Genomic DNA, 23,848 nt, shown 5'->3' with positions numbered 1-23,848 from the left:
TGAATTAAATAAATTAAAAAACACGGCACTCTTTGAAGAGCACCGTGTTTTTTTGATATTACTTATTAGTTTTCTTTTTATTTTTCAACATTTTCTCACGCAGAGCTTGGACTTGTTGTTTCTTATCTAGACGTTCAGGTTTATTCTTTTCGTGAAAGTTTGTGATAGCAGCTTGTCCCTTATTATCAAATAAATATTTTCCCATGTCATTCACCTCATCTAATAATATACCTTATTTTTGGAGGGAGTGCATTAAAAGCTCGATTGATTTCGTTAATGTAAAATTGAAGATAAATGATTTAATGACTAAGTAAATTAAACTTTCTCATGAAACGAGAGAAGAGTTTTTGAATGTAGTATTCATTCTCTAGTGTAAAAGAATTACAGTTGTGTGATTCAAAAATATACACGAACTTTCTTTACTTGGAGCAACGAGTTAATACTCAAAGTCCATAGAAAGTATTCGGTTCAGAAATCAATTTTAATTATTTGTAAGGTTGGTGTTATTCAGTGAGATGTTATTTTAAAAATGATACGGTATTAATCCTAGAAGAGAGGTGTATAATATAGGTATATATGTTTCTAAATCAAATTAATGGGGGAAAACATGGGGGAATCAATGATTGAAATAAAAAAAGTTTCAAAAAAATTCAATAAAATAACCGTCTTAGATAATATTGATTTAACAATCAATGAGGAGGATGTTATTGGAGTAGTTGGGTTAAATGGTGCGGGGAAATCAACACTGATTCGAATGATTTTAGGACTTGAAAAGCCGACGTCTGGAAAAGTTAAAAAGGCTTCTTTGCTAAGTGCAGATGGGGCTGTGGGTGTGATGCTACAAGAGGTTAGCGCACCTAAAAAAATCAAAGTAGAAGAGTGGTTGGAATTAGTAGCAATCTTTTCTAAAGCCCCCTTATCAATCAAGAGAATTTTAGAATTAACAAATTTAACAGATCAAAAAGATAAACTTGTCACACATCTTTCGCAAGGGAATCAAAGACGATTACAATTTGGATTGGCGGTTATTCAAAACCCTCAATTGTTAATTTTAGATGAACCGACAGTGGGAATGGACTACCTGGCTAAATTACTATTTTGGAAAGAAGTTAAGCGTTTAAAAGAGGAAGAAAAAATGACGATTATTTTGATATCGCATGATTTTTCTGAGATTGAAGCCATTTGTAATCGAGTGATTATTTTACACGACCATAAAATTAAACTTGATAGAGAAATTTCAACAGCTGAAAGAGTTGATGTAAAAGAATACTTTGATGATATTATCATGAAAGAGGTGTCAGATGAATCAGTTAGTTAAATTAACGGTTCTAAATATTAAGCGAACGTTTCGAGATGTTTCCTACATACTTATGGTAATTGGTTTTCCTTTAATGTTTTATGTTCTTTATACGCAAATGTTTTCAGGTGATGTAGAAGTTAATGGAATTCCTTGGGTAGAATACTCTCTTATCTCAATGATAGCCTTTGGGATAGTTGGGAATGCGCTATCTAACTTTGGAGTGTCTTTAGCTGATGAAAAATCTGAAGGTTGGTATGATTTCTTAAAAGTATCGCCAATACCAGAGTCTATCTATATAGGAAGTCAACTACTGGCGAGTATTTTAGTTTCGACAGTCTCCATGATATTAATGTTCGTAGCGGCCTACTTGATAGAAGGCATTAGTTATACACCACTAGAATATATTTTATTCATTATCATCATGCAAGTTGCATCGATTGTTTTCTTGGCTCTTGCTACAATAATTGGTCAATTCGGTCGTTCGGCCAAACCGATATCATTATTTTTTTATTTGGGGTTATCATTATTAGGTGGTTTGTGGATGCCAGTCATTGCTATGCCAGAAGGAATACAAAAAATCGTGACAAAAATGCCGACTTATCACTTTGCAGAAATAGCACATAGTATTCAAAGTAAACAAGGGTTAAATATGAAGTCCGTTGGAATTCTAATAGTGTATACAATTGTATTTTTTGTGATTGGGAAACTGATTGCAAATAAGAAAAGATAAAAAGACCTTTGCAGGTCTTTTTTTATTTAGTATTTAGTTTTCTTTTGATTATAAAGAAAGTAAATAGCAGCTATACAACTGAAAATCAAACTCAAGATAAAGAGTGATAAGTAACCAGTCGTTATAAAGATTATTAGTCCGATAATTGGGAAAATTATGGTAGAGAATAGGCTAAGAATAGAAGCAGGAGACATTTTTGTTTTCATTAACACTATATTGGAAATAATCCAAAATAGTTGTTGCGAGATATAAATAGTAACAATACTGAAAAATGCTAGTTTTGGTCCGCTTTCAATACGAATAGTAACCCCCATCCCGATAATACAAAGAAATGAAGAAAAAATCATAGAGTAGTAACCACTTTGTTGGAAATTAATTTTAGTTCGTTCGTCTTTCATAAGTATATTCCTTTTTTCCATTAGATTAATCAGTGAAAAAGAAAATGTCTTCAATAGTCGTTTGGAACACTTGGGCAAGGTTGTGGGCTAGATCAATTGACGGTTTATATTGTTTGGTTTCTATGAAATAAATGGTTTGGCGACTAACCCCAACTAAATCAGCTAGCTCTTGTCGACTTAAATTTAAAGACTCACGCCATTGCTTAACATTATTACTCATTAACTCACCTCTTGCGTTAAGTTTACTTAACGATTAGCGATAAGTAAAGGTAATAATTATTAAAAAACGTAGTTGTTAGTAGAATGAAGTTATTTAATAAATGTGGTTAATAAAAGGAAAGTATTTATAGACAAATAAAGGAATTGTTAAAAATATTTGTTGATTTAAACTGATTTGATTTATTTTAATATATATATAAGGTTGTTAAAAAGTACTATTTATTATAGTACTTTTTTATGTAGTTAAATAATTATAGGTAATAAGGTGAATAGTTTTAATGTAACTAATGGTTTATAATGTACTAAGGTTATTAAATTACAGTTAACTTATTACTTAGATTAAAGAGGTGTAATAATGACGATAAAGCGAGTCAGTATTAAAAATTTTAAATCAATTGATAGTGCTACATTTGATTTAAATGATTTAAATGCATTTGTTGGTAAAAATGGAACGGGAAAAACTACTATTTTGAAAGCAATTGAATATTTTTTTGATAATTTAATTGATCTAAATATTTCCAATGATATTTTTGATAGTAATTCTTTGTATCATAAACCTGTTGAAATCTCAATTGAATTTGATTTTTCTAGAATATTAAAATATTCTTCAGGTGTATATGAAATGAAGTTGTTTAGTATGATGTTATTTAATGCTGAAAAATATATAGTGACAATGAAACAAGAAAAGAATAAATTGCCTGAATGGAATATTGGTTATGATGAGAGGTATATCATATATAATTCACATCCTGTTTATTTTTGTGATACAAGAAGCATTAGCTTGACTGATTGGTCAGAAATTTGGAATGTTGTGGGAGACTTGATAAATGCGAAAGATGCACGTGAAATCACTCGTGAAATATCAGATAATATCGCTATATCTGAATTTTCTAAATTCAAAAAGTACTCCAATATAGTTAATTCTTTCATGGAAGAAAATGGTTTAACTATTAAGTCGGATAATAAAAAAGATAGTATACTAAAACTGTTACAACAACAACTAGGTGGTATGGAATTTATAAAGCAAGGTAAGGAGTTGGAATATTATTCAGATGGGACTAATTCGTTAAATTATATTCTTTTTTTATGTTATATTGGCTTCGAGATTTCTAATAATCGACTAAAAGATGTAACCATTTTATTAGATGAACCCGAACAAGGTTTACATCCAAAGATGGTAGATGAGCTGATGTATAAAATTAATTCATATTCTAAGAAAGTGGTATTTGTTATATTTACACATTCTCCAAGAATTTTAACAAGTTTAATGAACAAAGGAGGTACATTGTATAGAGTAAGAGTACTAAATGATCATATGATGTTAAATAAAATGTATGGGTTTAGTGATGAGCGAGAGCAATTTTTTATTTCTGATAGAGAGTCTAGCTGTTTTTTTTCAGACTTTATTTTGTGTGTGGAAGGTGTTACAGAAATTGAACTTTTCTCTCATAAATTGTTAAGAGAATTATTTCCAGTTTTATTTAAAGTAGATATTGTTAATGTGGATTCTAATGATGTAGTACTTAAATTATTCTATAAAACATCTAAAAAAACTGGGTTACCCATATTGGTTCTAAATGACTTGGATAAATTTATAACCTTTACAGAAGAATCAAATAAGTACCAAATGAAATATAAAAGAAAAACATCATACTCGCCTTTTAAAACTATGGATGAACAAGTTAGGAAGTTAAAGCTTAGCATTTCAAAGGATGGAAACAAGCAACAAATTTCTCAATTGAAAAATCTGTTGAAATTAAATGATAAGGAATTTGTTTGTGAAAGTAAATTTGATAGTATACCAGAGTTTGATGAGGTGTTTAAGGATATTCAGCAAATCCTAATGAGGCATGATATCCTTGCAACTAGGACAACGATAGAAGGATCAATAATAAATATAAAAACTAATAAGTGGCTTCTAAGATGGTTGAGGGATGAATACGAAATAAAATTCAACTATGAGAAAGGTATTGAAGCTAGCCAGAAAGTAGCTATTAATAGGCTGTTACTTAATGGTAAGACGGATATGTTATTGAGTATTAAACATATACCTGAAGTTAAAAAAGATGATTATTTTTCAAATAAACAAACATTTAAAAAGACATCTGGTTGGGTTACTGAGTTCTTGAATTATTATTCTGAAAAAGTCATGGGTCAAAAACAGTATATGAATAAAAATGGTTTAAATATGAAGAGAAAACGGTTTGAAAATGATTTTCCGGAAATTTATGCTATAATAAAGATAATTGAAAGTAAGTTAAATAGTAAGTAGTAAGTTATTATTCTTATAATAAAATAATAACCCGTGATACTTCATTCTTATATAGTTAATATGAGGGAGAAAAAGGCACTGGGAAAATCTTTACAACTAGTCAGCACTCACGTGTTCACCTGTATGAAACGCTTCGCGAGGTGTTTAGAAAGTACTTGCTATTTGCTTGTTTTTAATAGGAGGAAACTATGTATAATTTATCCGATCATATAGAGCATGTGTATAAAAAAAATATATCCGAGTTGATTGATCAACTTGAATTAGATAAAAAAAATAATGTTGAAGAATTTAATATAAATAAGAACAACGGAACTAAACGTAATATAACAATGGTTGTAGGTGACTGCATTTTGGGTCGGTTGCAATCTTTTTTGTCAGACAATTATTTTAATAAAGTTGAATTTCCAATAAATTCGTTTGGTTTTAGAGAAAATTGTTCATATTTTGATTTTTTAGATATACATTGCAGCAGTGAAGAAAAAGACTTTTTGAAATTAGATTTAAAAGATTTTTTTAGCTCAATAGATGCTAAGTTAGTTTGTGAAAATCTTGCAAAAGATTTTGAGCGAAATGTAAAAAAAAGAGTTAAATTAGAAGAACTTTTTTTTACTGTTATTACATTTAAAGGTAAAATACCGCAAGGATTTAAAACATCGCCTTTTATATCGAATTATTTTTTTGTTAGAGCGGATCTTCGATTCCAAAAATATTGTGATAAGTTAAATTATCAATATAGTAGATATGCGGATGACATTATTATTTCGTCAAATACAGGAAAAGATTTTTTTGTTGGAAATACAATTGCTATTGCAAAGAAAATTTTAGCAGACTTTAATTTAAAGTTAAACTCATCTAAAACTAAGTATGCAAAGAATGAATTAGTATTAAATGGCTATGTGATTTCTAATGAAACTAGACTGAGTCAATCCAAGCTAAGAGAAATTAGAAGAGTTCTTTTTATAATGGAAAGTAGTGTGAATCTAGATGTTGCAACGGATCGTCTGAATAGTAAAAAGTATTTTTCTAGTAAAATAAGTAATAGAATATTTGATTTAGAGTATTTATTTAATTATTTAAGTGGATATAGGTCTTTTTTGATTTCTTCTATTCAGAAGAAAGAAACAGGGAAATGGAAAGATACAGCCTCTAAGTTAATCAAGAGGATTGAAGCTCAATTATTAAGACAAGAGTAAAGGAGGTTAAATTTGGATTATTTAGAAAAAAAGTTAATAAAATCTTTTTTTAATAATGGGGGATATGTTCTCGACTTTACCAATAGTACTTTTGATGAGTTTACCGAATATTATATCGGCAGAAGTATACGGCGAGAATATGGTCTTTCTAAAGGGAAAACGCTTGAAAAATTTGTCGATATGGAATTAGAGACGGATGGAATAAAATTGTTAATCAAGTTTTTCGAGCACTACGAAATGATGAATAAAAATTCGGATGATATAACACAATATATGCTCGATTATGCACCTCGAGTTAAATTAATCTTAGATAAGGAATTGGCGCTTTTGAAAGAAAAAGATAAGCATGTTTTTTTCGAAAGTGAATTTGTGAAGAACGTAGATAGCGATTATATAAAAAAACAATCTCAATTAATTATTGATGCTATAAAGGATGCACCGTCTGATGCGATAGGAAAATCTAAAGAATTATTAGAGACGTGTTTCAAATATATTCTGGACGATCTTGAGATAGCGTATTCAAAAGATGAAACTGTCTTGACATTGAGAAAGAAAGTGTTTAAAGAATTAAACTTGGACTCAAAGGATAATTTATCTGCTAAGTCAAGTCGAGATGTTCAGCAAGTTCTTTCGGGATTGACTCAAATTATTCAAGGGATTAATGGCTTGAGAAATGAAAAAGGATCAGGACATGGCAAAGAGAAAAATTTCGAAGAATTACCTCCGAGATATGCAATGTTAGTAGTCAATTCAATGGTAGCTATTGTTAATTTTACATGGGAAACTTATGAGTGTCTTTATAAATAAATATAATAAAAACCCTGCTAAGAAATATTCTTGGCAGGGTTTTCGGCAGGGAACGATATAAAATTAGTTGTTTCTATCCGTTTTACATGCTCCTAAATGTTGCTAAATAGGTGTTTCGCATTCATATTATGTTAGCTCTTTATTCCCACTCAACTGTTGCTGGTGGTTTGGATGTGATGTCATACACGATACGGTTAACGTGTGCCACTTCGTTTACGATGCGGACTGAGATTTTTTGGAGAACGTCCCAAGGGATACGAGCGAAGTCAGCTGTCATACCGTCGATTGATGTGATGGCACGTAAGCCAACAGTGTAATCGTAAGTACGGCCGTCACCCATAACACCTACTGAGCGGATGCCAGGTAGGACTGTGAAGTATTGCCAGATGTCACGGTCAAGACCGGCAAGAGCGATTTCTTCACGTAAGATTGCGTCAGATTCACGGACAATCTCAAGTTTTTCTTCAGTGATTTCACCAAGAACACGGATACCTAATCCAGGTCCAGGGAAAGGTTGACGCCAAACTAGTGATTCAGGCATTCCTAATTGGATACCTAAAGCGCGAACTTCATCTTTAAACAATGTGTTTAAAGGTTCGATTAGTTTGAATTGCATATCGTCAGGTAAACCACCAACGTTGTGATGTGATTTAATCACTTCCGCCGTTTCAGTTCCACTTTCGATCACGTCTGTGTAAAGAGTTCCTTGTGCCAGGAATTCCATACCGTCTAATTTAGTTGCTTCATCATCGAATAGGTAAACGAATTCGTTACCAATGATTTTACGTTTTTGTTCTGGATCAGAAACACCAGCAAGTTTTTCCATGAAACGCTCTTTTGCGTTTACACGGATAATGTTTAAACCAAATTTACCAGATAGGCTATCCATTACTTGGTCACCTTCACCTTTACGTAGTAAACCGTGGTCAACAAAGATACATGTTAGTTGGTCGCCGATAGCGCGTTGTAAAAGAACCCCAACAACACTTGAATCCACTCCGCCTGAAAGGCCAAGTAAAACTTTTTTATCGCCAACTTTTTCACGGATTTTAGCAATTTCTGTGTCAATGAAGTTATCCATTGTCCAGTCGCCTTTCGCGTGACAGATGTCCATTGCAAAGTGACGTAATAAATCATTACCGTACTCTGAGTGTTGAACTTCTGGGTGGAATTGAACAGCGTGGAAGTTTTTCTCTTTGTTTTCCATCGCCGCGATTGGGCAGTCAGTACTTGTAGCTGTGATTTCAAATCCAGCAGGTACTTCTGTTACTAAGTCGCCATGACTCATCCAAACTTGTTGGCGAGCAGGTAGACCTGCGAATAAACCTGCTTTGTCATCTTGGATATCGATGAAGGCTTGGCCATATTCTTTTTTAGAAGCGGCTTCAACTTTACCACCAAATTCGTTGGTCATCAGTTGCATACCGTAACAGATTCCAAGGATTGGAATGTTTAGGTTGAAGATTTCTGGATCGATTTTGAAGGCGTCATCAGCATAAACGCTGTTTGGTCCACCTGAGAAAATAATCCCGATTGGGTTAATTTCTTTGATTTCTGCTGCAGTGATACGGTGGCTCATTAATTCTGAGAAAACACCGAACTCGCGAATACGACGAGTAATAAGTTGGTTGTATTGACTACCAAAGTCTAATACGATGATTTTTTCCATTGTTGCTTGGCTCATGTCTTCACCTATCTTTCGTTATTTTATGTAAAAACTGACCACTAGAGTCAGCTCTATTAACTATTTAAATTTGTTTAGTAAGACGCGGTCAATTTGATGGTCTTCTGTTTTGTGAAGAATCACATTGGCGTTGCCTCGGGTTGGTAAGATATACTCTTCCAAGTTTTTCAGATTCACATCACGCCACACTTGTTTGGCCATGGCAAAGGCTTCTTCGCGATCACCAATAGCGTAAGAGTAGTAGAAGTTATCTGGGTCTAAAAAGGCTGAATCAAGTAACTTGCCAAAACGGTTTAAGTACCATTTTTCAATCAACTCAGGTTCTGCATCCACATAGACTGAGAAATCGAAGAAATCGCTAATGTAGATTTGTTCTGTAATCGGATGTTGCAGAACGTTAATCCCTTCAATGATCAAAATGTCTGGTTCGTTAATGATCGCTTTTTCATCGGGTACGATATCGTAAACATCGTGTGAGTAAACCGGTGCTTCCACCGTTTCTTTACCAGCTTTAACTTGTTCTAAGAAGTTAAAGAGTTTGTCCATGTCATAGCTTTCAGGGAAACCTTTACGTTCCATAATCCCTTTTTCTTCTAACACGGCATTAGGGTATAAAAATCCGTCTGTTGTAATCAACTGAACGTTACGGCGTTTGAAAATCCGCGATAACATCATTTGTAATAGACGAGCTGTGGTACTTTTTCCAACAGCCACACTGCCAGCGACACCGATAATAAATGGCGTAACTCCTGTGTAGGATTGCATAAACAAGTCTTTCCCAAGCTGTAGCGACTCATCTTCTTTCATATAAATATGCATTAAGTGAGTTAAGGGCATGTAAATGTCCTGGACATCTTGTAAGGAAATCTTATCATTCAAACTTTTGATTTCTTGCAGTTCTTCTTCCGTTAATGGGGGAATCCCATTACGATAAAATGATTCCCATTCAGCACGGGAAAAATCGAAGAATTTTTTAGAGCTTTCCATAGGAAGTAAAGCCTCCGTTATCGTTAGTGTGTGATAAATCTTTATAAAGGTTATTCTAACATGATTCTATTAGAATTTCATCTTGTTTTGTACTATAGAAAGAAGATGTTTTAAGTAAGGGGACAAAATTGTGAAAAAACCGTTGAAAATCAATGAAAAGAAGAAGTTCTGATACCCAAAAAAATGGGAGCGTGCTATCATAAGAGAAGTTCGGGAGTGAAAACGCACTGCCAAAATCTAGCGGAAGTGACGGAGGTGTCTTATGGAGAAGGTTATTTTATTCGGTGATAGTATCACAGCTGGTTATACAGAGGGTGAAATTACAGATGAACTAACAAAACGCATAAGTGCTAAGCTAACCGAAGTTGACGTCGTAAATGCGGGAATTCCTGGTGACACGACAACTGGTGCTTTAGTGAGATTGCATGATCATGTATTACGTTATCAGCCGCAAGTGGTGACAGTTTTCTTTGGCGCAAATGATGTGTGTCCTAGTTGTGAGGTGCCGCTCGAGCAATACCGTGCCAACTTGGTCTCGATTGTTGAGCAAATTGGTAGTCAGAAAGTTATCTTGATAGGCTTGCCATATGTTAATCCAAAACGGTATGATGAAGAAAGACCAGACGAAGAAGTTTTAAACTATAATCAAGTAGTTCGAGAGGTAGCGGAAACTTATGAGATTCCATTTGTGGAGCTATTTCAAGAGATGCGAGCAGTTGCGGTAGAACAAGGTTTTTACCAAGTGGATGGCTTGCACTTTTCGGTATCCGGGTATGATTATTTAGCGGCGAAGATGATCGCCTCAATTCAAGAAAAATTAAAGGAGTTAGGGCGCAATGACTAACAATAACCATTACTATACAAATCAACCAAGTACCCCTCATGATTTATCAGAGTGGACCTTTGAGTTAAAAGGAAAAATGTTTAGATTTACTACAGATGCTGGTGTTTTTTCAAAGAAAACCGTGGATTTTGGGTCACGTGTTTTAATTGATGCTTTCTCAGAAGAAAACTTACCAGCTGGGGGCATTTTAGATGTCGGCTGTGGTTATGGCCCCATCGGTTTATCTTTAGCTTCAGCAACAGACCGTCAAGTTGAGATGGTCGATATTAATCAACGGGCTGTTGAGTTAGCGCAAAAAAATGCGCAAATGAATGGTATTTCAAATGTCACAATTCATGAATCAAATATTTATGAGGCGGTTGAAGGAACGTATGCTGCGGTGTTAAGTAATCCGCCAATCCGTGCCGGTAAACAAGTTGTTCATGAAATCTTAGAAGGAGCCTATCCTAAATTAGTAACAGGTGGGACGTTGACAGTTGTCATTCAGAAAAAACAAGGTGCCCCAAGTGCGGCTAAAAAAATGGAAGAAGTCTTCGGGAATGTAGAAACACTCACGAAAGAAAAAGGCTACTTCATCTTACAAAGTGTGAAACAAGGGTAAATAAAAAGACAGCTCCTCAGAGTTGTCTTTTTTTATTGGATAGTCTATAAAGGCTGATATAATAAGGTTGCAACTATCTGGTTCTAAGATGCACCAGTTAGGTTCTGGTCAAATGAATGATAATAATCGAAACTAGAGTTGAAAGGGGAAGCGATAGGAATGATGATATCGGAATTAATCAAAAAAGAAAGACTGGCAAGAGGTTGGAGTCAGGAAGATTTGGCGAAAAAGCTGATGATTTCGCGCCAGTCAATTTCAAAATGGGAATTAGGCACAGCGTTACCTAACACGGAACAATTGATAAAGCTAAGTGATGTTTTTGGACTATCGCTAGACGTCTTGATTAAAGGAGATGAAAAAATGGAAAAGAAAGTAATTAAGGATAGCAAAATGATGTGGTGGAACGATGATTGTGCCAGACCGATTATGTTGATTATCTGGGGAGCGATTATCCCCCTACTTTGTGTCATGAAATACGTATTACATATTTTTTAAAAGTCGACTTAATCAGTCGACTTTTTTGTTGGAATAAAACAGGAATGTTACAAACCTGAAAATACACAGCAGAAAACTTATGAAAACAGCTAAAAACCTTAGAGGTGACATTGACACAGGTTTTGAAAGGCGGTATAATTATTAGTTGCAAAAGCTATCTAAAATCAACGAAATACAGAGTGAAATATTGTCCATTTTGTGTTTTATGTTATAGAAAAACAAAAGTAGAAGAGCCGATTACGGGAAATATTCTATTTTTGTCTTTTTTTTGCTTAAAAAGGCATCTGTAACGCAAATGTAATGAATATGTAATATTCGTTTCATTAAGACATGACGATGGTACTTTTGGAAAAAATACAGAGGGGTGAAGACTTTGGCTGGACACGTAGTAAAATACGGAAAACATCGCGAAAGAAGAAGTTATGCGCGAATCAATGAAGTGTTAGAATTACCAAACTTGATCGAAATTCAAACAGATTCTTATCAGTGGTTCCTTGATAAAGGGCTGAAAGAAATGTTCGAAGATATCTTACCGATCAAAGACTTTAGCGACAAATTAGCTTTAGAGTTTGTTGGCTATGAATTAAAAGAACCTAAATACACGGTAGAAGAGGCTCGTGCACACGATGCTAACTACTCAGCGCCAATCCACGTAACGTTACGTTTGGATAATAAGACAACTGGCGAAATCAAATCTCAAGAAGTATTCTTCGGAGATTTCCCACTTATGACTGAAATGGGTACATTTATCATTAACGGGGCAGAACGTGTTATCGTTTCTCAATTAGTTCGTTCTCCTGGTGTTTACTTTAACGGTAAAACTGATAAAAACGGTCGCGAAAGTTTTGGCACAACTGTGATCCCTAACCGTGGTGCATGGTTAGAAATGGAAACAGATGCGAAAAACATTTCATACGTACGTATTGACCGTACTCGTAAAATTCCATTATCTGTCTTAGTTCGTGCTTTAGGGTTCGGATCAGATGATACGATTTTAGAAATCTTTGGTGAAAACGAAAGCTTACGTTTAACACTTGAAAAAGATATCCACAAAAATGCTTCAGACTCACGTACTGAGGAAGGGTTGAAAGACATCTACGATCGTCTACGCCCTGGTGAGCCGAAAACAGCAGACAGTTCACGTAACTTGTTAAATGCTCGTTTCTTCGATCCAAAACGTTATGACTTAGCAGCTGTTGGTCGTTACAAAGTCAACAAAAAATTAAGTCTTAAAACACGTTTGTTAAACCAAACTTTAGGTGAAACGTTAGTTGACCCTGAAACTGGTGAAATTTTATTCGAAAAAGGCACTGTCATCAACCATGATGTGATGGATGAATTAGGCAAACATTTAGATGCTGGGTTAAACAATGAAACTTACTACCCAACTGAAGATGCTGTCGTGACAGAACCAATGACAATTCAAACAATCAAAGTTCTTTCTCCGAAAGATCCTGAGCGTGTGATTAACGTTATCGGTAATGGTCAAATCGAAGCAGATAACAAAACAATCGTTCCAGCTGACGTGATTGCTTCAATGAGTTATTTCTTTAACTTACAAGAAGACATCGGTAACGTTGACGATATCGACCACTTAGGTAACCGTCGTATTCGTTCAGTTGGTGAGTTATTACAAAACCAATTCCGTATTGGTTTAGCTCGTATGGAACGTGTGGTTCGTGAAAGAATGTCTATCCAAGACACTGAAACGTTAACACCACAACAATTAATCAACATCCGTCCAGTTGTTGCGTCAATCAAAGAATTCTTTGGTTCGTCTCAATTGTCACAATTCATGGACCAAACTAACCCACTGGGTGAGTTGAGTCATAAACGTCGTCTATCAGCCTTAGGGCCTGGTGGTTTAACTCGTGACCGTGCTGGTTATGAAGTTCGTGACGTACATTACTCTCACTATGGTCGTATGTGTCCGATTGAAACGCCTGAGGGTCCAAATATCGGTCTGATCAATAACTTATCAAGTTTCGCGAAAATTAACGAATATGGTTTCATTGAAACGCCATACCGTCGTGTTGATCGCAAAACAGGTGTTGTAACGGAAACAATCGATTACTTAACCGCTGATGAAGAAGATCACTACATGGTTGCGCAAGCAAACTCAAAATTAAACGAAGACGGTACATTCAAAAATGATGTTGTTATGGCCCGTATCCAAAGTGAAAACCTTGAAGTTTCAACTGATAAAGTTGACTACATGGACGTTTCACCTAAACAAGTAGTTGCGGTAGCGACAGCGTGTATTCCTTTCTTGGAAAACGATGACTCAAATCGTGCCTTGATGGGTGCCAACATGCAACGTCAAGCTGTGCCACTTATCCAACCTCGTTCACCATTCGTGGGAACTGGTATGGAATACAAAGCAGCACACGATTCAGGTTCGGCTTTAGTAGCTAAACATGATGGTGTTGTTGAATTCGTAGATGCGACTGAAATTCGTATTCGTCGTTCAAACGGAACATTAGATAAATATTCATTAACTAAATTCAATCGTTCTAATGCGGGTATGTGTTATAACCAACGTCCAATCGTGACTCTAGGTGAAAAAGTTGATAAGAGCGACATCTTAGCAGATGGCCCATCAATGGAAGAAGGCGAAATGGCTTTAGGTCAAAACGTCTTAGTTGCCTTCATGACTTGGGAAGGTTACAACTACGAGGATGCGATCATTATGAGTCGTCGTCTGGTTAAAGATGATGTGTATACATCTATCCATATTGAAGAATATGAATCAGAAGCTCGTGATACAAAATTAGGACCTGAAGAAATTACTCGTGAAATTCCAAACGTTGGTGAAGATGCTCTGAAAGATTTAGATGAGATGGGTATCATCCGCATTGGTGCGGAAGTTCATGATGGTGATTTATTAGTTGGTAAAGTGACTCCTAAAGGGGTAACAGAATTATCAGCTGAAGAACGTCTATTACATGCAATCTTTGGTGAAAAAGCTCGTGAAGTTCGTGATACTTCTCTACGTGTACCACACGGTGGTGACGGTATCGTTCACGATGTTAAGATCTTTACTCGTGAAGCGGGTGACGAATTAGCACCAGGCGTAAACATGTTAGTACGTGTTTACATCGTGCAAAAACGTAAGATCAAAGAAGGTGACAAGATGGCCGGACGTCACGGTAATAAAGGGGTTGTCTCACGCATTATGCCTGAGGAAGACATGCCATTTATGCCAGACGGTACGCCAGTCGACATCATGCTTAACCCATTAGGGGTTCCTTCTCGTATGAATATCGGGCAAGTACTTGAGTTACACTTAGGTATGGCTGCTCGTCAATTAGGTATCCACGTCGCTACACCAGTATTTGATGGAGCGGACGAGGAAGACGTATGGTCAACAGTTCGTGAAGCTGGTATGGCGAAAGACGCTAAGACTATCCTTTATGATGGTCGTACTGGTGAACCATTTGATAACCGTCTATCTGTTGGTGTGATGTACATGCTGAAATTAGCCCACATGGTTGATGACAAATTACATGCACGTTCAACAGGTCCTTACTCATTAGTGACACAACAACCATTGGGTGGTAAAGCTCAATTTGGTGGACAACGTTTCGGTGAGATGGAAGTTTGGGCACTTGAAGCTTACGGTGCTGCTTACACATTACAAGAAATCTTAACGTACAAATCAGATGACGTTGTTGGTCGTGTTAAAACTTACGAAGCAATCGTTAAAGGTGAACCAATTCCAAAACCAGGCGTGCCAGAATCATTCCGCGTATTGGTGAAAGAATTACAATCATTAGGTTTAGATATGCAAGTACTAGATATTGATGATCAACCGATTGAATTGCGCGATATGGACGATGAGGAAGATGGTTTAATTACCGTTGATGCCTTAACTAAATACGCTCAAGAACAAGCAGCAAAAACAGCTCAAGCTGAAGCAGATGCTGAAGCAAAAGCTCAAGAAACTCAAGATTAATTGATCGTCAGTCACTCGTGACTTGCAAGTCAATTTGTTGTGAAGGGAAGTGGCATGGCCACTTTTCCCACAACTTAGATGCTCTAAATTGTAGTAATAAATATGAAATGGAGGGAACACCTTTTGATCGATGTAAATAAATTCGAAAGCATGCAAATTGGTTTAGCTTCTCCAGAAAAAATCAGAAGCTGGTCTTATGGTGAAGTTAAAAAACCAGAAACAATCAACTACCGTACATTGAAACCAGAACGTGAAGGTCTGTTCTGTGAACGTATCTTCGGTCCTACAAAAGACTGGGAATGTGCCTGTGGTAAATATAAACGTATCCGTTATAAAGGAATCGTCTGTGATCGTTGTGGCGTTGAAGTCACTCGTTCAAAAGTTCGTCGTGAGCGTATGGCCCACATCGAATTAGCTGCACCAGTAACACACATTTGGTATTTCAAAGGAATCCCAAGTCGTATGGGTCTTATCTTGGATATGAGCCCACGTTCTCTTGAAGAAATTATCTACTTTGCTTCATATGTAGTCACTGAACCTGGGGATACAACGCTTGAGAAAAAACAACTATTATCAGAATTAGAATACCGTCAAAAACGTGAAGAATTTGGTCAACGTTTCCAAGCTGGAATGGGTGCTGAAGCAATCAAACGTTTACTTGATAGCGTAGACTTAGATAAAGAAGTTGCTGAATTAAAAGAAGAATTAAAAACTGCTTCAGGTCAAAAACGGACACGTGCTGTTCGTCGTTTAGACATTTTAGAAGCTTTCCGTAGCTCAGGTAACGAACCTGGTTGGATGGTAATGGATGTTATCCCTGTTATCCCACCAGAAATTCGTCCAATGGTTCAACTTGAAGGTGGCCGTTTTGCTACTTCAGATTTGAATGATTTATACCGTCGTGTAATTAACCGTAATAACCGTTTGAAACGTTTATTAGACTTAATGGCACCAGGCATCATCGTTCAAAATGAAAAACGTATGTTACAAGAAGCGGTTGACGCTTTGATTGATAATGGTCGTCGTGGCCGTCCAGTAACTGGACCAGGTAACCGCCCACTTAAATCTCTTTCTCATATGTTAAAAGGGAAACAAGGTCGTTTCCGTCAAAACTTACTTGGTAAACGTGTCGACTATTCTGGTCGTTCAGTTATCGTCGTAGGACCTTTCTTAAAAATGTACCAATGTGGTTTACCAAAAGAAATGGCAATTGAATTATTCAAACCATTTGTAATGCGTGAATTAGTTGGTCGTGAGATCGCAAGCAATATTAAAAATGCCAAACGTAAAATTGAACGTTTAGATGATGAAATCTGGGATGTCCTAGAAGACGTTATCAAAGAACACCCAGTTTTACTTAACCGGGCACCTACTCTTCACAGACTTGGGATTCAAGCATTTGAACCAGTTCTAGTTGAAGGTCGCGCAATCCGTCTTCACCCATTAGTATGTGAAGCCTACAATGCCGATTTCGATGGTGACCAAATGGCCGTTCACGTACCATTAAACGAAGAAGCGCAAGCTGAAGCTCGTATGTTAATGTTAGCGGCACAAAATATCTTGAATCCAAAAGATAGTAAACCAGTTGTCACACCTTCTCAAGATATGGTCTTAGGTAACTATTACCTAACAATGGAAGATGAAGGACGTGAAGGTGAAGGAATGGTCTTCCGCAATGTTCAAGAAGCTGAATTAGCATGGAAGAACGGTTACGTTCACTTACACACTCGTATTGGTTTACAAACTTCATCAATGCCGGAAAAACCATTCACTGAATGGCAACAAGAACGCACATTGATTACAACTGTTGGTAAAGCATTATTCAATGAAATTATGCCGTCTGAGTTCCCATACTTAAACGAACCATCAGATTATAACTTAACTATTCAAACACCAGATAAGTACTTCGTTGAAAATGGAACAGATATTCCAGCACACATTGCTGCGCAAGAATTAGTGGGCCCATTCAAGAAGAAAAATCTTGGTAATGTCATCGCTGAAGTCTTCAAACGCTTCAAGATTACAGAAACATCTAAAATGTTAGATAGAATGAAAGACTTAGGTTATAAATACTCAACAATCGCTGGTATGACAGTAGGTATTGCGGATATCGTAGTCCTACATGAAAAACAAGCATTGATTGATGAAGCCCATGAAAAAGTTGAAAACGTTACAAAACAATTCCGTCGTGGTTTAATTACTGATGACGAACGTTATGAACGCGTAATCGGCATTTGGAATGGTGTTAAAGATACAATTCAATTGAAACTTATGGAAAGTTTAGATGATAAGAATCCGATCTTCATGATGAGTGATTCTGGAGCCCGTGGTAACATTTCCAACTTTACTCAGCTTGCTGGTATGCGTGGATTGATGGCCGCTCCGAATGGTCGTATCATGGAATTACCTATCATTTCTAACTTCCGTGAAGGTTTATCTGTCTTAGAGATGTTTATCTCTACCCATGGTGCTCGTAAAGGTATGACCGATACAGCCCTTAAGACAGCCGATTCTGGTTACTTGACTCGTCGTTTAGTAGACGTTGCCCAAGATGTTATCATTCGTGAAGACGATTGTGGAACTGACCGTGGCTTAATCGTTTCTGCGATTAAAGAAGGTAATGAAGTTATCGAAACATTAGAAGAACGTTTATTAGGACGTTACGCTCGTAAAACAGTGGTTCACCCAGAAACTGGTGAAGTTATTGTGGCTAGTAATGAAATGATTACAGAAGATTTAACTAAAGCAATCATTGATGCTGGTATCGAAGAAGTAACAATCCGTTCAGTCTTTACATGTAACACTAAACATGGTGTCTGCCGTCACTGTTATGGTAGAAACATGGCAACAGGTCTTGACGTTGAAGTCGGCGAAGCAGTTGGTACAATTGCCGCTCAATCAATCGGTGAGCCTGGTACTCAGTTAACAATGCGTACCTTCCATACAGGTGGGGTTGCCGGAGACGATATCACTCAAGGTTTACCTCGTATCCAAGAGATTTTCGAAGCACGTAATCCAAAAGGTCAAGCAGTTGTCACTGAAGTTACTGGTGAAGTTGCTGAGATTGTTGAAGATGCTGCAACTCGTACTCGTGAAATTACGATTAAAGGTAAAACTGATACTCGTTCATACGCAGTGCCTTACAACTCACGCTTGAAAGTTGCTGAAGGCGACACAATCAAACGTGGTGAAGCATTGACTGAAGGTTCGATTGAACCAAAACAATTATTACAAATTCGTGATGTCTTATCGGTTGGCGTTTACTTACTTCGTGAGGTACAAAAAGTGTACCGTATGCAAGGGGTAGAAATCGGCGATAAACATATTGAAGTTATGGTTCGTCAAATGTTACGTAAAGTCCGCGTTATGGATCCAGGTGACACAGACATCTTACCAGGTACTTTAATCGATATCTCAGATTTCAAAGATCAAAACTACAGCACATTAATTGCTGGTGGTACACCTGCTACAGGTCGTCCAGTCTTGTTAGGTATTACAAAAGCATCATTAGAAACAAACAGTTTCTTATCTGCTGCTTCATTCCAAGAAACGACTCGTGTCCTTACAGATGCGGCGATTCGTGGTAAGAAAGATCCATTACTTGGTCTTAAGGAAAATGTTATCATTGGTAAGATTATTCCTGCCGGAACAGGTATGCCGAAATACCGTAACATGGAGCCGAAAGAAGTTGGCGTTGCAAGCGAAAATGTATACAGCATCAGCGACATCGAAGCTCAAATGGCTGCTGAAGATGCATTACTTTCAGATAAAGACTAATTAGCTATTTAAAAGGCTGAGGGAATTTTCCCTCAGCCTTTTTTTGTTAGACAGATGTTTTTCTAGGTGGTAAAGTTAGCTATAAGGACTTAGAAAGAAGGGTTTTAATGAGCGTAAAAAAATACATTAAAAAAAATTATGAGGGATCGGAAGCTGAAAATTTATTAGCATTTTATAAAAAACACGAAGGCATTCTAAGTGGCAACTTTTATCATTGGGAAAATGAATTTAAGGATTCAGATTATGATGAACAATTAGCTGTGGGCTTTGTTCCATTCTTGGAAGATAAAGTAAAACGTGTAATAGAGAATGCAGGGAAGTTGCAAAAAGAAGAGATAGAAAAAGAACAAGCGAGTGAAGCAGAGAAAGAAGAGGCATGGCAAGATGGCAGTCAGCAAGAAGATTAAAAATGCGAATATTTATTTATATATTGCAGGATTGATGATGGTGATTTTATTCATTTCATCATCGCAAACCTTCGAACAACAAGATCAATCAGGCTTAATTAGTAAGATTTTGGGAGACGAACCCTTTTTTAAGAGTTTAAACAATGTTAGTTTTATGTATGGTGGGGAACCGGTCAGTATTTCTGATAGTGGTTATGTTGGATTCATTCAGTTCTTTGTCAGGAAGCTGGCTCATTTTATTTCATATTTTGTGATTGGTGGCGCAGGGTATTTAGGACTACAACCAAGAATTCGCAATGTGGGATTAACAGCTTTTGTAAGCTGGTTAGCTGCGACAGGTTATGCTGGTTTAGATGAATATCATCAAATGGTTACAGGCGGACGTAGTCCCTTGTTTGAAGATGTTATCTTAGACAGTATCGGTGCTGCTACAGCCATTGGCATTTGTTTGGTTGTTGTATTAGTTAAACACTTGAGAAAGAAACGACGTTAATAGATCACTATATAATAGAAGAAAGAGGATTTAAATGAGAACTCTAAATGAAGAAATTAAGTACTATTTAAACCGTGATGTCTCACCACAACAAAAGGATAATGAGACGTTTAAAAAATTAGTGGCATACTTTCCAGTTGCAAGTTATCCAGAACAAACAGGAACCGCCCATGATTTAACAACAATGGTGGGTCAAACAATTGAAGGGACCTATCTTGTTGGTAGTATTCGCCAAACGCCAAAACAACTGAGTTTTGATTTGTCTAATCAAGTTGAAACCTTAAAAGGTAAAATGTGGTTGTCTAACCTAGGTGATGTGGATGGGTATGTTGCTAATCTCGAACAAGCCAGTTCGGTTCATATTCGCGGGAAAGTTAATGAATACAAAGGTTTTTATAGTGTGATGGTTGATGATTTGGATATTTTATCAGCAGCTCAAACAGATCCTGCTGACTTTTTAGAAACGGCAACTGAAATAGAAGCAGCTCGCGATAACTTCGTGATTTATTTTGCCTCATTATCAGCTCCATATAAACAATTAGTCAATGACTTGATTGGCGGAGATATGTGGGAATTGTATTCTACTGCTGTTGCTGCCAAAGGCAATCACCATAATTATTTAGGTGGCTTATTAGTTCATAGTATGGAAGTTTTGAAAGTTGCTTATACAATGGCGAATGCCTTTAAAAAAGAAGGGTTTGACAAAGGTAGTGCTAGTTTGCGAAGCATTTATGACTTTATGAATGACATTAAATGGAAGGGGAATGACCTTGTTTTAGAACATGACCTGAGATTTAATAAATTCGGAGATGATACCGATCATACAAATGAATACATTCATAAAATTCGTAAGTACTGTATGGATCACCCTGATACTTTCCAAGATGAGATTGATTTAAATACAATTATAGCGGGTACAATGTTACATGATATGGGGAAAATCTGTGAATACCGTTTTGCAGGGGAAGACACTGCTCGCAAGTTAAGTTTTATGTTAACTGGTGATACAAAAGTCTATCAAAATCAGACTCTATCAGCGATTGATATGGATGAGTTTGGGGCTAGATTTGGCCACATTCAATTAGGAACAATGAAATTATATAACTATTTTGAAACAACTGAGATTGAGTTGCCACTAAAAAAACAACATGATTTAATTTCTATGGTTGCTACCCATCACGCTAAAGGTGAATGGGGATCGCCAACTGCACCTCAAACATTAAACGAAATGTTTTTACATTTAGCTGATTACGTAAACTCACGTATGATGTCTTATATGGGATAAAAAGAAAACACCAACAATTTGTTGGTGTTTTTTGTGTACAAAAATAAACTTTGCAAATATTAATAAAGAGGGAGGTTACTGATGGAAATAAAAGAGCAAGTTTCCTATTACGTAGAGCTGGGGATTAAGACTGGTGCTTCGGATATGTATTTATTACCAAATGAATGGGGCTATACCTTGTCTTATCGCTATGGTGACTTAAAACGGAAACAATGTCGAGTAAGTTTGGGAATCGGGAAGCGAATGTTAGTCTATTTTAAGTTTTTAGGAGATATGAATGTTGGCGAAGGACGCTTACCGCAACTTGGCTCAACTGAGTTTGTCTTAAAAGAGCAGAGCTATTTTTTAAGACTGTCTACGGTTGGTGACTTTAAAAATAGAGAAAGTTTAGTTGTTCGTTTTTTACAAAGTTTCCAAGGTGAATCTAGCTTTCAGCAATTTTTCCCGAAAAAATTCAGCGAAATGAAGAATAGTATGAAAAAAAGTGGCTTATATATATTTGCAGGAAAAACAGGTACGGGCAAGACAACATCTATGTTCAATTTTGCTCAAAGTTTTTCTGAGGAGTATCAGCAAGTAATTACTGTAGAAGATCCAGTAGAAATTCATTACTCAGAATTCTTACAGTTACAAGTAAATGAGATGATTGGAGCTACGTATGAAGAATTGTTAAAACTTTGTTTGCGACACCGACCAGATACGTTAATTATTGGTGAAATTCGAGATCTGAAAACGGCTGCTGCTGCAATCAGAGCGGCTTTAACCGGTCATCGAGTATTGACGACAGTTCATGGGGATACGAAGCAGAGTATCGTTCAAAGGTTATTAGAACTGGGCATTAATAGTAACGATTTAGAGCAAGTTCTCAGAGGAGTTATCTTCCAAAAGTTATTACCTGTTAAATGTCCGTATTGTCAGGATGTTTGTCATGTGTATTGTCATCATAATTCAAGAGGAGTGATATTTAATGCCTCGTTTACAAATCAAATCGAGAATCAAAAAAATATGGCGGATTATCATAAGAAAGCTTGGGCTTATGGCTTTATCACAACAGCCGTTTATCAAGAACAAATGGCGTTGGCGGGGGCGTCGGAAACGTGAGTTTGTTGAAGTGTTAAGTGCATTAATGATAAACGGCTTTACATTAAACGAAGCCATTCCTTTTATGGAAGTAATCATGCCCCAACTTAAAGTAGAATTATTTGAATTAAATAGGACTTTTTTAGAAGGAAAAACATTAAGTGAAGGTCTCGGTTTATTAGGCTTTACAGATTACGAAAAGATGATTTTGTACTTAGGTGAAATGGACGGAAACCTCTCTGAATCGTTGGTTTTAATAGCAGAACGATTGCAAAAACAAAAGGCGAGACAAGGTGAATTAAAAAAAGTTTTGACCTACCCAATCATTTTAGTAGGCTTCTTAATGGGGATTTTGTTTGCTATGAGGTGGGTTGTTTTACCAGAAGTTAAACAGACGGTAGCGGGTAGGAATCAATTTTCTTTTGCCAATTTTATTATTAATTGGGGACCAGAATCGGTTTTAATAATTGGTGTCATTTTTTGTTTGAGTGGTGTCATTTTTTTGATTGTCACACGCGATAAGTCTGGATTGGAACGATTATCTTTACTATCAAGAATGCCAGTGTTTCACTTATATATATCTTATGTGATGACTGCTTTTTTTGCTAATGAAATTGGGAAATTACTCTTATCTGGTTTGGAAATGCAAGATATATTAAAAGTGATGGGTCAATCAGGTGCGGGAAGAGTATCAAAAGACTTTAGTGAACAAGTTATCACGTGCTATCAAAAAGGTCTAGGTTGGGGACAATCTTTAAAAGGCATCCCTTTTTTGAAAAAAGAGTTGGGGCACATCGTCCAACGAGGAGAAGCTAAAGGAAAATTAGGTAAGGAATTAATGTTATATAGTGAGCGACTTTGGCAAGATTTAAACACTAAAGTTGAAACAGCACTGGTCTGGATTCAGCCACTAATATTTGTGGGGATTGCGATAGTTATTTTATTAGTTTATGGAGCATTGCTGTTACCGATTTATCAGGAAATGGAGGGAGTCATTTGAAAAAGAAATATCCCGGTTACGAAGGCTTTACTTTAATTGAAATGTTAATAGTGCTGTTTGTAATCGCCGTATTAATTTTTTTGTTTGTTCCTAATTTGGTAAACCAGAGAGACAAAATTGAAAATCGGGGTGACAAGGCATTTACTCAAGTAGTTAAAACGCAAGCCGAATTATTTACGATGAATGAAAATCTCCCGTTATCATACGAAAACCTATTGTCAGAACACTATTTAACAGCTGAACAAATTACAAAGGCGAAAGAACTAGAAATTGATTTGAATCACCTTGAATAATAAGTGGCAAGGTTTTACTTTGATCGAG

General features: G+C 36.2%; 20 protein-coding genes. 16 read left to right on the top strand and 4 right to left on the bottom strand.

Annotated elements, in window-relative coordinates; translation table 11 throughout:
- Positions 1-58: 58 nt before the first annotated feature.
- Positions 59-205 (bottom strand): hypothetical protein, encoded by a 147-nt coding sequence (locus G7081_RS01445; RefSeq protein ID WP_166006748.1) that lies wholly within the window; start codon positions 203-205, stop codon positions 59-61.
- A gap of 402 nt (positions 206-607) precedes the next feature.
- Between G7081_RS01445 and G7081_RS01440 the strand changes: the two genes are divergently transcribed.
- A complete protein-coding gene (locus G7081_RS01440; protein ID WP_166006746.1) occupies positions 608-1,318 on the top strand; it encodes an ABC transporter ATP-binding protein in 711 nt (236 codons plus the stop codon).
- Positions 1,302-2,030, top strand: coding sequence for an ABC transporter permease (locus tag G7081_RS01435; protein WP_166006744.1), 729 nt, complete (start codon positions 1,302-1,304; stop codon positions 2,028-2,030). The genes G7081_RS01440 and G7081_RS01435 overlap by 17 nt, the downstream gene beginning before the upstream one ends.
- Before the next feature lie 423 nt (positions 2,031-2,453).
- Here G7081_RS01435 and G7081_RS01430 read toward each other — a convergent pair whose 3' ends face one another.
- Positions 2,454-2,648 carry a helix-turn-helix transcriptional regulator gene (locus G7081_RS01430; RefSeq protein ID WP_166006742.1) on the bottom strand — a complete coding sequence of 65 codons (195 nt, stop codon included), beginning with the start codon at positions 2,646-2,648 and terminating at the stop codon, positions 2,454-2,456.
- Between the two features lie 354 nt (positions 2,649-3,002).
- Here G7081_RS01430 and G7081_RS01425 point away from each other — a divergent pair, with 354 nt between their 5' ends.
- The 3 genes from G7081_RS01425 to G7081_RS01415 all read left to right on the top strand — a co-directional run bounded on the left by G7081_RS01425 (position 3,003) and on the right by G7081_RS01415 (position 6,919).
- Complete coding sequence (locus G7081_RS01425; protein ID WP_166006740.1) at positions 3,003-4,919, top strand: retron Eco8 family effector endonuclease; 1,917 nt, start codon at positions 3,003-3,005, stop codon at positions 4,917-4,919.
- A gap of 188 nt (positions 4,920-5,107) precedes the next feature.
- On the top strand, positions 5,108-6,112 hold the full coding sequence (locus tag G7081_RS01420) for a reverse transcriptase family protein (RefSeq protein WP_166006738.1): 1,005 nt from the start codon (positions 5,108-5,110) through the stop codon (positions 6,110-6,112).
- 12 nt (positions 6,113-6,124) lie between these two features.
- Positions 6,125-6,919: an abortive infection family protein gene (locus tag G7081_RS01415; protein WP_166006736.1), complete on the top strand. Its 795-nt coding sequence runs from the start codon at positions 6,125-6,127 to the stop codon at positions 6,917-6,919.
- A 139-nt stretch (positions 6,920-7,058) separates the two neighbouring features.
- Here G7081_RS01415 and guaA read toward each other — a convergent pair whose 3' ends face one another.
- A complete protein-coding gene (gene guaA / locus G7081_RS01410) occupies positions 7,059-8,603 on the bottom strand; it encodes a glutamine-hydrolyzing GMP synthase (protein WP_166006734.1) in 1,545 nt (514 codons plus the stop codon).
- 60 nt (positions 8,604-8,663) lie between these two features.
- Positions 8,664-9,590 carry a type I pantothenate kinase gene (gene coaA, locus G7081_RS01405; protein WP_166006732.1) on the bottom strand — a complete coding sequence of 309 codons (927 nt, stop codon included), beginning with the start codon at positions 9,588-9,590 and terminating at the stop codon, positions 8,664-8,666.
- 262 nt (positions 9,591-9,852) lie between these two features.
- On the opposite strand from coaA, the gene G7081_RS01400 reads away from it, so the two are divergent.
- The 11 genes from G7081_RS01400 (at position 9,853) to comGC (ending at position 23,820) form a co-directional block, all read left to right on the top strand.
- On the top strand, positions 9,853-10,434 hold the full coding sequence (locus G7081_RS01400; protein WP_166006730.1) for a DUF459 domain-containing protein: 582 nt from the start codon (positions 9,853-9,855) through the stop codon (positions 10,432-10,434).
- Positions 10,427-11,035 carry a class I SAM-dependent methyltransferase gene (locus tag G7081_RS01395; RefSeq protein ID WP_166006728.1) on the top strand — a complete coding sequence of 203 codons (609 nt, stop codon included), beginning with the start codon at positions 10,427-10,429 and terminating at the stop codon, positions 11,033-11,035. The genes G7081_RS01400 and G7081_RS01395 overlap by 8 nt, the downstream gene beginning before the upstream one ends.
- A 159-nt stretch (positions 11,036-11,194) precedes the next feature.
- Positions 11,195-11,530, top strand: coding sequence for a helix-turn-helix domain-containing protein (locus G7081_RS01390; RefSeq protein ID WP_166006726.1), 336 nt, complete (start codon positions 11,195-11,197; stop codon positions 11,528-11,530).
- Positions 11,531-11,894: 364 nt separating this feature from the next.
- Positions 11,895-15,485: a DNA-directed RNA polymerase subunit beta gene (rpoB, locus tag G7081_RS01385; RefSeq protein ID WP_166006724.1), complete on the top strand. Its 3,591-nt coding sequence runs from the start codon at positions 11,895-11,897 to the stop codon at positions 15,483-15,485.
- 123 nt (positions 15,486-15,608) lie between these two features.
- Complete coding sequence (rpoC, locus tag G7081_RS01380; RefSeq protein ID WP_166006722.1) at positions 15,609-19,262, top strand: DNA-directed RNA polymerase subunit beta'; 3,654 nt, start codon at positions 15,609-15,611, stop codon at positions 19,260-19,262.
- 107 nt (positions 19,263-19,369) lie between these two features.
- Complete coding sequence (locus G7081_RS01375) at positions 19,370-19,669, top strand: hypothetical protein (RefSeq protein ID WP_166006719.1); 300 nt, start codon at positions 19,370-19,372, stop codon at positions 19,667-19,669.
- On the top strand, positions 19,647-20,162 hold the full coding sequence (locus G7081_RS01370) for a VanZ family protein (protein ID WP_166006717.1): 516 nt from the start codon (positions 19,647-19,649) through the stop codon (positions 20,160-20,162). Before G7081_RS01375 ends, G7081_RS01370 begins: the two co-directional genes overlap by 23 nt.
- A gap of 34 nt (positions 20,163-20,196) precedes the next feature.
- Positions 20,197-21,447 carry a hypothetical protein gene (locus tag G7081_RS01365; RefSeq protein WP_166006715.1) on the top strand — a complete coding sequence of 417 codons (1,251 nt, stop codon included), beginning with the start codon at positions 20,197-20,199 and terminating at the stop codon, positions 21,445-21,447.
- 81 nt (positions 21,448-21,528) lie between these two features.
- Positions 21,529-22,548, top strand: a complete 1,020-nt coding sequence (gene comGA / locus G7081_RS01360) for a competence type IV pilus ATPase ComGA (protein WP_166006712.1) — start codon at positions 21,529-21,531, stop codon at positions 22,546-22,548.
- Entirely contained in the window at positions 22,484-23,527 is a 1,044-nt protein-coding gene (comGB, locus tag G7081_RS01355) for a competence type IV pilus assembly protein ComGB (protein WP_166006710.1), read from the top strand. The genes comGA and comGB overlap by 65 nt, the downstream gene beginning before the upstream one ends.
- A complete protein-coding gene (comGC, locus tag G7081_RS01350) occupies positions 23,524-23,820 on the top strand; it encodes a competence type IV pilus major pilin ComGC (protein ID WP_238786652.1) in 297 nt (98 codons plus the stop codon). The genes comGB and comGC overlap by 4 nt, the downstream gene beginning before the upstream one ends.
- Positions 23,821-23,848 lie beyond the last annotated feature (28 nt).

The sequence above is a fragment of the Vagococcus coleopterorum genome (assembly GCF_011303955.1).
GTDB classification, from domain to species: Bacteria; Bacillota; Bacilli; order Lactobacillales; family Vagococcaceae; genus Vagococcus_D; species Vagococcus_D coleopterorum.
The sequence above is the reverse complement of the archived record's forward strand: the minus strand, read 5'-3'. Positions and strand labels throughout refer to the sequence as shown.

Excerpts from the sequence above, each read along its gene's own strand:
- G7081_RS01445 (WP_166006748.1), bottom strand. The coding sequence starts at position 205 with ATGGGAAAATATTTATTTGATAATAAGGGACAAGCTGCTATCACAAAC.
- G7081_RS01440 (WP_166006746.1), top strand. The coding sequence starts at position 608 with ATGGGGGAATCAATGATTGAAATAAAAAAAGTTTCAAAAAAATTCAAT.
- G7081_RS01435 (WP_166006744.1), top strand. The coding sequence starts at position 1,302 with ATGAATCAGTTAGTTAAATTAACGGTTCTAAATATTAAGCGAACGTTT.
- G7081_RS01430 (WP_166006742.1), bottom strand. The coding sequence starts at position 2,648 with ATGAGTAATAATGTTAAGCAATGGCGTGAGTCTTTAAATTTAAGTCGA.
- G7081_RS01425 (WP_166006740.1), top strand. The coding sequence starts at position 3,003 with ATGACGATAAAGCGAGTCAGTATTAAAAATTTTAAATCAATTGATAGT.
- G7081_RS01420 (WP_166006738.1), top strand. The coding sequence starts at position 5,108 with ATGTATAATTTATCCGATCATATAGAGCATGTGTATAAAAAAAATATA.
- guaA (WP_166006734.1), bottom strand. The coding sequence starts at position 8,603 with ATGAGCCAAGCAACAATGGAAAAAATCATCGTATTAGACTTTGGTAGT.
- coaA (WP_166006732.1), bottom strand. The coding sequence starts at position 9,590 with ATGGAAAGCTCTAAAAAATTCTTCGATTTTTCCCGTGCTGAATGGGAA.
- G7081_RS01400 (WP_166006730.1), top strand. The coding sequence starts at position 9,853 with ATGGAGAAGGTTATTTTATTCGGTGATAGTATCACAGCTGGTTATACA.
- G7081_RS01395 (WP_166006728.1), top strand. The coding sequence starts at position 10,427 with ATGACTAACAATAACCATTACTATACAAATCAACCAAGTACCCCTCAT.
- G7081_RS01390 (WP_166006726.1), top strand. The coding sequence starts at position 11,195 with ATGATGATATCGGAATTAATCAAAAAAGAAAGACTGGCAAGAGGTTGG.
- G7081_RS01375 (WP_166006719.1), top strand. The coding sequence starts at position 19,370 with ATGAGCGTAAAAAAATACATTAAAAAAAATTATGAGGGATCGGAAGCT.
- G7081_RS01370 (WP_166006717.1), top strand. The coding sequence starts at position 19,647 with ATGGCAGTCAGCAAGAAGATTAAAAATGCGAATATTTATTTATATATT.
- G7081_RS01365 (WP_166006715.1), top strand. The coding sequence starts at position 20,197 with ATGAGAACTCTAAATGAAGAAATTAAGTACTATTTAAACCGTGATGTC.
- comGA (WP_166006712.1), top strand. The coding sequence starts at position 21,529 with ATGGAAATAAAAGAGCAAGTTTCCTATTACGTAGAGCTGGGGATTAAG.
- comGB (WP_166006710.1), top strand. The coding sequence starts at position 22,484 with ATGGCTTTATCACAACAGCCGTTTATCAAGAACAAATGGCGTTGGCGG.